Origin of the sequence: Sphingobium sp. CFD-2 (assembly GCF_024611135.1) — a bacterium.
Classification (GTDB): Bacteria; Pseudomonadota; Alphaproteobacteria; order Sphingomonadales; family Sphingomonadaceae; genus Sphingobium; species Sphingobium fuliginis.
Genome location: NZ_CP084405.1, coordinates 1,491,733 through 1,504,061, shown reverse-complemented (window position 1 = coordinate 1,504,061; position 12,329 = coordinate 1,491,733). Strand labels below are relative to the sequence as shown.

Genomic DNA, 12,329 nt, shown 5'->3' with positions numbered 1-12,329 from the left:
CGCTGATTGATAAGCGGGTTGGCTTACTCCACCCAATCCAGGCCGATGTCGCGGTAGATGAAGCGGTCGTCTTCCCAATCTTCCTTCACCTTGACGTGGAGGTAGAGATGGACCTTGACCCCGAGCAGGCTGGCCAGTTCGGCGCGGGCCTTTGAGCCGATTTCCTTGAGGCGCTGGCCGCCCTTGCCCAGCACGATGGCGCGCTGGCTGGAGCGGCCGACGAGGATCTGCTGGTGGATTTCGACCGATCCGTCCTCGCGCTCGCTATATTTTTCCGTGTCGACGGCGGCGGCATAGGGGAGTTCGGCGTGGAGCTGGTGATAGAGCTGTTCGCGCGTGATCTCCGCCGCCAGCATGCGGTCGGTGGCGTCGGAAACCTGATCCTCCGGGAAGTGCCAGGGGCCTTCGGGCATAGCCCTGGCGAAGGCGGTCTTGAGTTCGGGAAGGCCGTCGCCGGTCGCCGCGCTGACGAAGAAGGTCTCCGCTATGTCGAGCTGTTCGTAGAGCCGCTGGGTGTGGACCAGCAGCTTTTCCTTGATGGCGATGTCGACCTTGTTGAGGATCAGCCATTTCCTCTCCGGCCGGGCGGCGAGGGCGCTGATGATCGGTTCCATCTTGGCGCCGAGGCCCGCCTTGCCGTCGACGACCAGCGCGATCAGGTCGGCCCCTTGCGCGCCGCCCCATGCGGCCTGCACCATGGCGCGGTCAAGGCGGCGCTTGGGGGCGAAGATGCCGGGGGTGTCGACCAGCACCATCTGCGCGTCGCCCTCGATCGCCACGCCCATGACGCGGGTGCGGGTGGTCTGCGCCTTGGGGCTGGTGATCGCCACCTTCTGGCCTACCAGCGCGTTGACCAGCGTGGATTTGCCAGCGTTCGGGGCGCCGACTATGGCGATGACGCCGCAATGTTGCTGAACTTCTGAACCTTCCAAATTTAACTCCGTTCGCCCTGAGCCTGTCGAAGGGCTTTACTTTTCCTGGTTCGAGCGCGCCAAGGTGGAGATGAGTTTCCAATCCTCGCGGATGAGCGCAAGTTTCTTGGCCCGGCTCCAGCCCTTGATTTGGCGCTCTGCTTCCAGCGCCTCCATACGGGTTCCGAACTCTTGCGACCAGACCAGTTTTATCGGGCGGCGGTTTTGGGTGTGGCCAGGGATTGCGCCTGCCTCATGTTGCGCGATGCGGGTTTGGAGATTGTCGGTGTGGCCGGTGTAGAAGCTGCGGTCGGCGCAGTGGAGGAGGTAGGTCCAGAAGGGCAATGTCGTTCCAGAAGAAAGAAAAGCCCTTCGACAGGCTCAGGGCGAACGGGGTGGGGTTTTGGACTTAGTTGTGGGCGGTTTACGCGGTCAGTTTGTCCAGCAGGGCCTTTGCCGCTGCGGTTTCCGCTTCCTGCTTGGAGCCGCCCGTCGCGCTTGCTTCGCCTGCGCCCTTGATGCTGACCGTTACCGTGAATTTCAGGGCGTGGTGGGGTCCGGAGCGGTCGGTCATCGCATATTCCGGCGGTTTGCGCTTGTTGGCTGCCGCCCATTCCTGGAGCGCGGACTTGGGGTGTTTGGGCGCGCTGGACTGGGTGTCGACGCGGTCGGCCCAGAGACGGCGTACGAGGGTGCGGGCCTCCTCCAGACCGCCCTCCAGATAGAGCGCGCCGATCAGCGCCTCCATGACGTCGCCCAGCACATTGTCGCTGTCGGCGGCGCCATCGTCGCGGGCCTGCTTGCCGAGCACCAGATGAGCCGGAACCCCGGCGCTGCGGGCGACTTCTGCGCAGGTCTCGCCGGAAACCAGCGCGTTGAAGCGGCGGGAAAGCTTGCCTTCGGGTTCGCCCGAAAAGCGGTCGTAGAGCCACTCCGCGATCAGCAGGCCGAGGATGCGGTCGCCTAGAAATTCCAGCCGTTCATAATTCACCGCATGGGCGCTGCCATGGGTCAGCGCCTGGTTGAAGGCGGCCGGGTCCTTCGGCGCGCGGCCGATCAGGGCGCTCAGCCAGCCTTCGGTGTCGGGTTTCGTCAAAAGCCTTCCCCGATGCGGCTCCAGCGCGCGGCGGACACCCATGTCCAGGGCAGCAGCCAGTTGGCGCTGCCGTCGGTCGAGAAGACGGAGATCATCGCCTTGCCGACCAGATTTTCCTCAGGAACCAGGCCGATGCCGCCGCCGTCGACCGCCGGGAAGCGGCTATCCGCGCTGCGGTCGCGATTGTCGCCCATCATGAAGAGATGGCCTTCGGGCACCACCACCGTGTCGCGGTCGTCGGCCGCGCCGTCCGGCACCAGGTCGAGGACATTGTAGCTTTTGCCGCCCGGCAGCGTCTCCCGATATTGGGGGTAGCGGCACTGGCGGCCGCCGGGTACGGCCTCCTCGAACTTCGGGCGGTAGCAGGGGGACGGACTGCCTTCCTTCGCCGCCGCATCCTCCATATTGGGCGTCACCGGTATGACGAGGTCGGCCACCTTCTGCTTCGGAATGGCCTGACCGTTCAGATAGACGGTGCCCCCGCGCACGGAGATCATGTCGCCGGGCAGGCCGATGACGCGCTTGATATAGTCGTTCTTCTGGTTCGGCGGCGCCTTGAACACCACCACGTCGCCGCGCTGCGGCGTCGAGGCGAAGATGCGGCCGGGGATCAGCGGTATGCCGAAGGGCAGCGAATAGCGCGAATAGCCATAGGGCCATTTCGCCACCAGCAGATAATCCCCGATCAGCAGGCGCGGCTGCATCGATTCCGACGGGATGTTGAAGGGCGACACGATGAAGCTGCGAAGGACGAAGACGAACACCGCCAGCTTTGCGAGAAACCAGAGGAAATCCCGCGTTTCGGATTTTGCGCTCATGCTTGGTCGTCTTTTCCTTCAATTCGCCCTGAAAACAGGCCGTCGCGGCTTTTGCGGGTTAGTAAAGCCGCCGTCAAGCGGGCTAGAGACCAACGGGTTGTCACTTCATGCTGCTCCGCAGCCCGATTTTTCCCCTCGAACGGTGCAATAGCGGAACGACTTGGCTAGGATGGGCAAGAATCGACAGGTGCAGCGTCGGTATCGATCAACGGCAAAACAAGAGGATATGTCCCAATGTCCAGCCCTGCACTGGCAGCGCTCGCGGCTCTTCCCCAGGCCGATCTCAAGTCCATCTTCACCACCGATCCCGACCGGCTGAGCAAGTTCACCCTGCGCCAGGGGCCCGTGCGCTTCGATTGGTCGAAAACGCATCTGACCGACGAGCTGTTCGAGGGATTCCTGGCGCTGGCCGAGGAAAAGGGCTTTGCCGCGCAGCGGGACGCCTTGTTCGCGGGCGAGGCGGTGAACAACACCGAGGGCCGCGCCGCCGAGCATCCCGCCGAGCGGGGCGAGGGCAATGCCGATAGCGTGGCGCGGGCCAAGATGTTCCATGCGCGGATGCGGGCGTTGATCGACGCCATAGAGGGCGAGGCGCTGGGGCCGGTCCGGCATATCCTGCATATCGGCATTGGCGGGTCGGCGCTGGGGCCCGACCTGATCGTCGATGCATTGGGCGGCGACGGAGCGCGCTATGACGTCGCCATCGTGTCTAATGTCGACGGCACGGCGCTGGAGCGGGCGATTTCGCGCTTCGATCCGGAGGCGACGCTGATCGCTGTGGCTTCGAAGACCTTCACCACCACGGAGACCATGCTGAACGCGGCGAGCGCGATCAACTGGATGGTTGAGGCGGGGGTGGAAGACCCCTATGGCCGGGTGATCGCGCTGACCGCATCGCCCGACAAGGCGATCGAATGGGGCGTGGACGAGACGCGCGTGCTGCCCTTCGCGGAGAGCGTGGGCGGGCGTTATTCGCTCTGGTCCTCCATCGGGTTTCCGGCGGCGCTGGCGCTGGGATGGGATGCGTTCGAGAGCCTGCTGGAAGGCGCGGCGGCGATGGACCGGCATTTCCGGCTGAGCGACCCCAGGCAGAACGCGCCGCTGATCGCCGCCTTTGTCGACCAATATTATGCGCGGGTGCTGGGATGCCAGACGCGGGCGCTGTTCGCCTATGACGAAAGGCTGCGGCTGCTGCCCTCCTATCTCCAGCAACTGGAGATGGAGAGCAACGGCAAGAGCGTGACGCGCGACGGCAAGCCCGTCGATGGACCGACGGCGGCGATCACCTGGGGCGGCGTCGGCACGGACGCGCAGCATGCCGTGTTCCAGTTGCTGCATCAGGGGACGATCCTGACGCCGGTGGAGTTCATCGCTTCCATCGATCCGGGCCATGCGCTCGATCCGGCGCATCATCGGGCCTTGCTGGTGAACTGCTTCGCGCAGGGCGCGGCTTTGCTGCGGGGCAAGGATAATGAGGCCGATCCGGCGCGGGCCTATCCAGGGAACCGGCCTTCGACCACCATATTGCTGGACGATGTGACGCCGGAGGTTCTGGGGGCGCTGATCGCTTTCTACGAGCATCGGACCTTTGCCAATGCGGTGCTGATGGGGATCAATCCGTTCGATCAGTTCGGTGTCGAGCTGGGCAAGGAAATCGCCAGGTCCATCGAGGCGGAGGGGCCGAAGGGGTTCGATCCTTCGACCATGGCTTTGATCGATCTGGCTTTGGGTGGGGTTTGACGAATGAATCCCTCCCGTTTGTGGGAGGGGGGTGGCGTTGGAAGGCGCGCTTTGCTCGCGCCCACCCCCGGCCCCTCCCGCCTGCGGGAGGGGAGAAAGAAGATTCTGGTTTGTAACTCCGCTGGGGACGCTCCATATGCGGGCGCAATCTAGCGGAGGGATGGATGAGCAATTACGACTTCGACCTTTTCGTCATCGGGGCGGGATCCGGCGGCGTGCGGGCTTCGCGCGTGGCGGCGGCGCATGGCGCGAAGGTGGCGGTGGCCGAGGAATATCGGGTCGGCGGCACCTGCGTCATTCGCGGCTGCGTGCCCAAGAAGCTGCTCATCTATGGCGCGCATTTTGCCGAGGATCTGAAGGATGCGCGGCGCTTCGGCTGGAATGTGCCCGATTGCGGCTTCGAATGGACGACGCTGCGCGACAATGTGCTGGCCGATGTCGACCGGCTGGAGGGCCTCTACAAGAACACGCTGGACAGCCATGAGGTCGAACTGATCCCCGAGCGGGCGACGATCACCGGGCCGCATGGCGTGAAGCTGGCCAGCGGGCGCGAGGTCACGGCCAGATATATCCTGGTTTCGACCGGCGCCTGGCCCATCGTTCCCGACATCGAGGGGGCGGAGCATGGCGTGACGTCCAATGAACTGTTCCACCTGGAGGAATGCCCGAAGCGGATCGTGATTGTCGGCGGCGGCTATATCGCCAATGAATTTGCGGGCATCTTCCACCAGTTCGGCAGCCATGTGACGATCGTCAACCGGTCCAACACCCTGCTGCGCGGCTATGACGAGCAGATCCGCGACCGGCTGCTCCAGATTTCGACGATGAAGGGGATCAATTTCCGCTTCAACGCCGAGATGGAGAAGATCGAGAAGAATGAGGACGGCACGCTGTGCGTCCGGTTCAGGAGCGGCGATCCGATCGCCTGCGACCTGCTAGTCTTCGCGACCGGGCGCAAGCCGCATGTCGATGGGCTGGGGCTGGAGAATGCCGGGGTCGAACTGAGCGACAAGGGCGCGATCAAGGTCGATGAATATAGCCGCACGAGCTGCGAGAGCATCTATGCGGTGGGCGACGTCACCGACCGGATGCAGCTCACCCCGGTCGCGATCCGCGAGGGGCACGCCTTTGCGGATACGGTGTTCGGGGACAATCCGCGCACGGTCGATTATGATTGCGTGCCCTCCGCCGTGTTCAGCCATCCGCCGCTGGCGGGCGTGGGGCTGACCGAGGCGCAGGCGAAGAACAAATATGGGACGGTGAAGGTCTATACCTCCGACTTCCGGCCGATGAAGAATGTGCTGGCCGGGCGGGACGAGCGGGCGCTCTACAAGATGGTGGTGGACGCGACGACCAATCGCGTGGTCGGGCTGCACATGATCGGGCCGGATGCGCCGGAAATCCTTCAGGCGGCGGCGATTGCGGTGAAGGCCGGCCTCACCAAGCAGGAGTTCGACGACACCGTCGCCCTGCATCCGAGCATGGCCGAGGAGCTGGTGCTGTTGAAATAGGGCTCAGGCGCCGGCCGCGAAGGTGAGGACGAGAGCGTCGCGCCAGGCGGGTTGCGCCGGGTCGACCGCGTGGATTTCGGTGACGCCGTGCATGATGCGGTGGTCGTCGATCAGCACCGCGTCCCCCGGGCGGGCAAGGGTGAATTCGCCCAATGCGCCGCCCTCCGGCGTGCCGATGCGGGTGACGCCTTCGCGGACGTTGCGGCGTTCGACCAGCATGACGAAGACCCAGTCCACGCCGTCGCGGTGCATGCCCTCCGGCGTGGGGCGGCCCAGTTCCCCGGTGCGGGCCTCTATGCGGAACTGGTGGAGTTCGACATGCTGCCGTCCGGTCAGGGGGAAGCTGCGCGCGCAGAAGGCGAAGATCGCCTGCATCGCGCTATTGTCGATGGTGCCTTGCTCGACGGGATCGAACCAGCGCTGCACATCGCCATTCAGGGGATTATAGTCGCGGCTCTGGAAATGCGGCTGGTGCGGTTGGCGCGTGAAGACGCCCTGTTCGCAGGCGAAGGTCGCGTGGCGGCGGCGGCGATAGCGCCCTCCGTCCGCCATATAGAGATCGGGGCCGAGATCGTCCCAGCTTCGCGCGAGCGCGTTCCAGCCGGCGGAGGGGAGCCGTTCGAACAGGTCTGCCCCGGACAGGCGGGCATAGCCGGCTTCCGCCAGTTCGTGCCGGAGGGGCGTGTCCATGAGAATGTCCGTGTCGCTCATCCGTCCTTCCTATCCGGAGAGGCAGACGAGCGACAGGGCCAGTTCCCGCAAGCAGGATATGGATCGGGCGCCCATATCGGGCGCCCCTATCAGGCTATGGTGGGGACGATCCCGCCCTCCGCCCGGATCGCCGCGCCGTTGGTGACGGCGGCGAGCGGGCTGGCGAGATAGGCGACCATCGATCCGATCTCGTCCGCCTCGATCAGCCGGCGGACGAGGGAGAGCGGGCGCAGCGTCCGGAAGAATTCCGCTTCGCGTTCGGCCTCGGGCGCGTCCTTGTTCTCGACCACCGACTGGATGAAGTCGACGATCCCTTCCGAACGGGTGGGGCCGGGCAACACCGTATTCACCGTCACGCCGGTGCCGCGCGTCTGTTCGGCCAGGCCGCGGGCGATGGCGAGCTGGGCGGTCTTGGTCATGCCGTAGTGGATCATCTCACCGGGGATCACCAGCGCGCTTTCGCTGGCGATGAAGATGATGCGGCCCCAGTTCTTCGCGATCATGCGCGGGAAATAATGACGGGCGAGGCGGGCGCCGCTGACGACGTTGACCTCGAAGAAATGATGCCAGTCCTCGTCGGAGATTTCGGTGAAGGTCTTCGCTTCGTAGATGCCGAGATTGTTGACGAGGATGTCGACGTCCGGAGCGGCTTCGATGAGCGTGGCCGCGCCCTGCGCCGTCGCGGGATCGGCCAGGATCGGGCGGACCCTGCCGGACTGGGCAAGCTGCGTGGCCGCATCGTCGAGCTTGGCCTGATTGCGGCCGGTGATCACGACCTCCACACCTTCTTCGGCAAGGCGCCTGGCGATGGCAAAGCCGATCCCGGCGGTCGATCCGGTGACGAGCGCGGTCCTGCCGTTGAGTTTCAGATCCATGGGGCAACTCCTGTTCTGCGTGGGTGAACGCAGAAATAGGAGAAGGGATCATTGATGATTAGAATGATCATCGTCACTATAGAAGTGATTTCAGATCATGAGCGATGCATGGACAACCGCTTCGGGGATATAGAGACGTTTCTGGCGGTGGCGCAGGAGGGCAGCCTTGCCTCCGCCGCCAGGGCCTTGCGGCTGACGCCGTCCGCCGTCAGCCGCAGCATCGCCCGGCTGGAGCAGCGGCTGGGCGTCACCCTGCTGCGGCGGACCACGCGGTCGCTGGCGCTGACGATGGAAGGGGCCGCCTATCGCGACCGGATGTCGGCGCTGATGGCGGAAATGACCGATGTCGAAAGCAGGCTGGGGCAGGAGGAGCAGGGACCGCGAGGGCTGTTGCGGGTGAATGCCTCCGTATCCTTCGGCATCCACTGCCTGTTGCCGATCCTGCCCCGCTTTCTGGCCCGGCATCCGGCCGTGACGGTCGATCTGGCGTTATCCGATGCGGTGGTGGACCTGGTGGAGGAGAGGGCCGACATCGCCATCCGGATCGGGCCGCTGCGCGATACGCGGCTGCGCGCCAAGAAGCTGGGGCGCAGCCGCATGGTGCTGGTCGCCAGTCCCGCCTATCTGGCTGCGCGGGGCATGCCGCTCAGGCCGGACGATCTGGACGGGCATGACTGCCTGCAGTTCAGCTTTCGTCGATCGGTGGACAGCTGGGCCTTCCGGATCGGCGGGCGGACGGTGCAGCGTCCGGTGCAGGGGCGTTTCTTCGGCAATTCGGGCGAGGTCGTGCGGCAGATGGCGATCGCGGGCGGCGGCATAGCGCGGCACGGGCGCTTTCACGTCGCCGCCGACGTGCGGGAAGGGCGGCTGGTCGAGGTGCTGGGCGATTTCAGCACGGGGGAGGGCGAGGATATTCACGCGCTCTATTCCGCGCAGGACCGGCTGGCGGCGCGGGTGCGGGCTTTTCTCGATTTTCTGGAGGAGGAGCTGGAATTGCCGGATTAGCCCAGCGGTCCGGGCGCTGCGAGGAAAGCGGTGTGCCTTAGCCGATCCAATAGGGCACGATCTGGCGATTGTCGGGATCGACGCGGATCGGGCGGTCCGCGGGCGGGAAGGCGCGTTGGTCGCAGCTCTGGCGGGGGCAGAGGCGGCAGGTGATGCCGATCGGGGTCGCCGCGCCCTCCACCTCCAGTTGCAGGCCGTCGGCATAGACGAAATTGGCGGCATGCGCGATTTCGCAGCCCAGCACGACGGCGAAGCGGCGCGGCGTGCGGCTGTAGCTGCCGGAGGGTTTAACCAGACCCTTCGCCATGGACACATAGCGGACGCCGTCGGGCGTTTCGCCCAGTTGCACGTTGATCCGGTCGGGGACGGCGACCGCTTCATGGACGTTCCATAAGGGGCAGGCGCCGCCGAAGCGGGCGAATTGCAGGCGGGTGGCGCTGTGGCGCTTGGTGATGTTGCCCGCCATGTCGACGCGGCAGAAGAAGAAGGGGATGCCCCGCAGGCCGGGCCTTTGCAGCGTTGAAAGGCGGTGGCAGGCCTGTTCGAAGCTGACGCCGAAGCGGCGCGCGAGACGGTCTATGTCATGGCGGACTTCGCGGGCGGCTTCGCGGAAGGGGGCATAGGGCATCAGCAGCGCCCCCGCCGCATAATTGGCGAGGCCGATGGCGAGCAGCCGGTCCGCGCCGGGCACGGGCAGCGCCGCCCTGTTGACCACGTCGGCGATCACGGCCTGCCCCTCCAGCATCATCAACTGGTGGGCGAGCATGAATTTGCGGCTTTCGGTGGGCAGGGCCGCGTTCACGAACAGGCGCTTTTCGCTGCTGGTATAGGAGCGGAGCGCGGAATCCGGCGTTTCCGCGATCAGCGTTTCGATGCCGTGGCGGCGGGCCAGCGCCTCCACCAGCATGCCTTCGTCCAGCGTCTGGCCGGCGGTGAAGCTGGCGGCCATGTCCTCCGCCAGACAGTCAAGGACATGGACGTAATTGCCCGCTTCGTGGAACCAGTCGCGCGCCGCTTCCCAGGGCAGGCGGGCCTGCACCGCATGATCGTTGGCTATGGCCTCCTCGATCATGTTGATGCGTTCATTGGCGCGCATATGGGCATTGTAGAGGTCGACATAGCGCGCCGCGAATTCGGGGAAATGCAGGTGCAGCTTCTCGATCCGTTCCGGCTCCATCGGCACGCCGGGCAGTTCGGGATGGGCGAGGGCGAAGGTGAAGGCGCCCAGAAGCTGTTCCTCCTCCCGGCTGTCGAAGCTGGCCCAGTCGGTGGGAAAGGCGCTGGCGACGGCCGCCTTGACCTTGGCCGTCAGGGGGCGGTCGTCATTCTCAAGCTGGCTGAGATAGGATACCGATATGCCAAGGGCCTGGGCCATGGTCGCCTGGTCCATGCGATGGTCGAGACGGAGTTGGCGCAGGCGCGGTCCTGCGAAGATTCGATTGCCACGAGCCATGGATCGTCCATAATTTGCAAAATCGCGATTTGCAAATTGGCAAAATTGCATTTGCGAAAATGCGGAAAGATTGGGAAGGGGCGGACATAGACGTCCGCGACAAGCCGGAGAAAAGCCTGATATGTCGAAGCTCGCCATCATCGAACAGCTCGAAGCCAAGCGGGAGGCCGCGCGTCTGGGCGGCGGACAGCGCCGCATCGACGCGCAGCATGCCAAGGGCAAGCTGACCGCGCGGGAGCGGCTGGACGTGCTGCTGGACGAGGACAGCTTCGAGGAGCTGGACATGTATGTCGAGCACAACTGCATCGACTTCGGCATGGACGGGCAGCATATCCCCGGCGACGGCGTCGTCACCGGATCGGGCACCATCAACGGCCGGCTGGTCTATGTCTTCAGCCAGGACTTCACCGTCTATGGCGGCGCGGTGTCGGAACGGCACGCGATGAAGATCTGCAAGATCATGGACATGGCGCTGAAGGTGGGCGCTCCCGTTATCGGCCTCAATGACTCGGGCGGCGCGCGCATCCAGGAAGGCGTGGCTTCGCTGGCGGGCTATGCCGAGATTTTCCAGCGCAATGTGCTGGCGTCGGGCGTGGTGCCGCAGATCAGCGTGATCATGGGGCCGTGCGCGGGCGGCGCGGTCTATTCGCCGGCGATGACCGACTTCATCTTCATGGTGAAGGATTCGAGCTTCATGTTCGTGACCGGCCCGGACGTGGTGAAGACCGTCACCAACGAGGTCGTGACGCAGGAGGAACTGGGCGGGGCGGTGACGCATACCACCAAATCGGGCGTGGCCGACCTTGCGTTCGAGAACGACATCGAGGCGCTGCTGGCGGTGCGCGATTTCGTGGACTTCCTGCCGGCGTCCAACAAGGAGCCGGTGCCGGAGCGGCCGAGCGCCGATCCGTGGGACCGGATCGAGGACAGCCTGGACACTTTGGTCCCCGCCAATGCGAACCAGCCCTATGACATGCATGAGCTGATCCGCAAGGTGGTGGACGAGGGCGACTTCTTCGAGGTGCAGCCCGCCCATGCGGGCAACATCATCTGCGGCTTCGGCCGGGTCGAGGGCAAGACGGTGGGCGTCATCGCGAACCAGCCGATGGTACTTGCCGGGGTGCTGGACATCAACTCGTCCAAGAAAGCCGGGCGCTTTGTGCGCTTCTGCGATGCGTTCGAGATTCCGATCGTGACCTTCGTCGACGTGCCCGGCTTCCTTCCCGGGACGGCGCAGGAGCATTCGGGCATCATCAAGCATGGCGCGAAGCTGCTGTTCGCCTATGCCGAGGCGACCGTGCCGAAGATCACCGTGATCACGCGCAAGGCCTATGGCGGGGCCTATGACGTCATGTCCTCCAAGCATCTGCGGGGCGACCTCAACTATGCCTGGCCCACCGCCGAAATCGCGGTGATGGGAGCCAAGGGCGCGGTGGAGATCATCTTCCGGGGCAAGACGCCCGAAGAGATCGCGGAAAAGACCAAGGAATATGAGGACCGCTTCGCCAACCCCTTCGTGGCGGCGGGCAAGGGCTTCATCGACGAGGTGATCCAGCCGCATTCGACCCGGAAGCGGATCGCCCTGGGACTGCGCAAGCTGCGGAACAAGGCTTTGGAGAACCCCTGGAAGAAGCACGACAATATTCCGCTCTAAGGTGAATCCGTCATCCCCGCGCGGGCGGGGAACCCTCTCCGGACATCATATCCGGGGAGAGGGCGGGAGATGGATTCCCGCCGTCGCGGGAATGACGAAGTTGGGAATGACGTTATGAAACTCGGCCGTCTCAATCATATCGGCGTGGCGACACCCTCGCTGGAAGCATCGATTGCCTATTATCGCGACGTCATGGGCGCGACCATCGCGCATGAGCCGTTCGACCTGCCGGCGCAGGGGGTGAAGGTCTGCTTCGTGGATACGCCGGGCGAGAACGGCACCGCCGGCACGCAGATCGAACTGATCGAACCCTTGGGCGAAAACTCGCCCATTCACGGCTTCATCGCCAAGAACCCGGCGGGCGGGCAGCATCATATGTGCTATGAAGTGCCCGACATTCATGAAGCCAAGGCGTGGTTCGAGGGGCTGGGCAAGAAGGTGCTGGGCGAGCCCCGCATCGGGGCGCATGGGACGCTGATCTTCTTCGTCCATCCCAGGGACATGAACGGGGTGCTGACCGAAATCATGGAAACGCCCAAGGAAGGCGCGCATTGA

12 protein-coding genes are annotated in these 12,329 nt (G+C 64.7%); 5 read left to right on the top strand and 7 right to left on the bottom strand.

The features are described 5' to 3' along the window. Positions 1-23: 23 nt before the first annotated feature. The 4 genes from era to lepB form a co-directional block, all read right to left on the bottom strand. Positions 24-932: a GTPase Era gene (era, locus tag LDB29_RS07250; RefSeq protein ID WP_025547371.1), complete on the bottom strand. Its 909-nt coding sequence runs from the start codon at positions 930-932 to the stop codon at positions 24-26. A 36-nt stretch (positions 933-968) separates the two neighbouring features. Next, complete coding sequence (locus LDB29_RS07245; RefSeq protein WP_099185773.1) at positions 969-1,256, bottom strand: GIY-YIG nuclease family protein; 288 nt, start codon at positions 1,254-1,256, stop codon at positions 969-971. A gap of 79 nt (positions 1,257-1,335) precedes the next feature. Continuing rightward, positions 1,336-2,049 (bottom strand): ribonuclease III, encoded by a 714-nt coding sequence (gene rnc / locus LDB29_RS07240; RefSeq protein WP_048578033.1) that lies wholly within the window; start codon positions 2,047-2,049, stop codon positions 1,336-1,338. Continuing rightward, positions 2,004-2,825, bottom strand: a complete 822-nt coding sequence (gene lepB / locus LDB29_RS07235; protein WP_025547367.1) for a signal peptidase I — start codon at positions 2,823-2,825, stop codon at positions 2,004-2,006. The genes rnc and lepB overlap by 46 nt, the downstream gene beginning before the upstream one ends. A gap of 234 nt (positions 2,826-3,059) precedes the next feature. On the opposite strand from lepB, the gene pgi reads away from it, so the two are divergent. Continuing rightward, entirely contained in the window at positions 3,060-4,565 is a 1,506-nt protein-coding gene (gene pgi, locus LDB29_RS07230; protein WP_025547365.1) for a glucose-6-phosphate isomerase, read from the top strand. 164 nt (positions 4,566-4,729) lie between these two features. Then, on the top strand, positions 4,730-6,076 hold the full coding sequence (gene gor, locus LDB29_RS07225; RefSeq protein ID WP_025547364.1) for a glutathione-disulfide reductase: 1,347 nt from the start codon (positions 4,730-4,732) through the stop codon (positions 6,074-6,076). Between the two features lie 3 nt (positions 6,077-6,079). Here the strand turns inward: gor and LDB29_RS07220 are convergent, their stop codons facing one another. Together LDB29_RS07220 and LDB29_RS07215 are read right to left on the bottom strand one after the other, a co-directional pair. Further along, positions 6,080-6,787, bottom strand: a complete 708-nt coding sequence (locus tag LDB29_RS07220; RefSeq protein ID WP_048578029.1) for a 2OG-Fe dioxygenase family protein — start codon at positions 6,785-6,787, stop codon at positions 6,080-6,082. Positions 6,788-6,876: 89 nt separating this feature from the next. Beyond that, the gene (locus tag LDB29_RS07215) at positions 6,877-7,662 is read right to left on the bottom strand and encodes an SDR family NAD(P)-dependent oxidoreductase (RefSeq protein WP_025547360.1); all 786 of its coding nucleotides are present in this window, start codon (positions 7,660-7,662) and stop codon (positions 6,877-6,879) included. A gap of 108 nt (positions 7,663-7,770) precedes the next feature. Between LDB29_RS07215 and LDB29_RS07210 the strand changes: the two genes are divergently transcribed. Then, entirely contained in the window at positions 7,771-8,667 is an 897-nt protein-coding gene (locus tag LDB29_RS07210) for a LysR family transcriptional regulator (protein ID WP_025547359.1), read from the top strand. A gap of 37 nt (positions 8,668-8,704) precedes the next feature. Here the strand turns inward: LDB29_RS07210 and LDB29_RS07205 are convergent, their stop codons facing one another. After that, complete coding sequence (locus tag LDB29_RS07205; RefSeq protein ID WP_025547357.1) at positions 8,705-10,120, bottom strand: short-chain fatty acyl-CoA regulator family protein; 1,416 nt, start codon at positions 10,118-10,120, stop codon at positions 8,705-8,707. A gap of 121 nt (positions 10,121-10,241) precedes the next feature. Between LDB29_RS07205 and LDB29_RS07200 the strand changes: the two genes are divergently transcribed. Then, positions 10,242-11,774, top strand: coding sequence for an acyl-CoA carboxylase subunit beta (locus LDB29_RS07200; protein WP_025547356.1), 1,533 nt, complete (start codon positions 10,242-10,244; stop codon positions 11,772-11,774). Positions 11,775-11,888: 114 nt separating this feature from the next. Continuing rightward, positions 11,889-12,329 carry a methylmalonyl-CoA epimerase gene (gene mce, locus LDB29_RS07195; protein WP_025547355.1) on the top strand — a complete coding sequence of 147 codons (441 nt, stop codon included), beginning with the start codon at positions 11,889-11,891 and terminating at the stop codon, positions 12,327-12,329.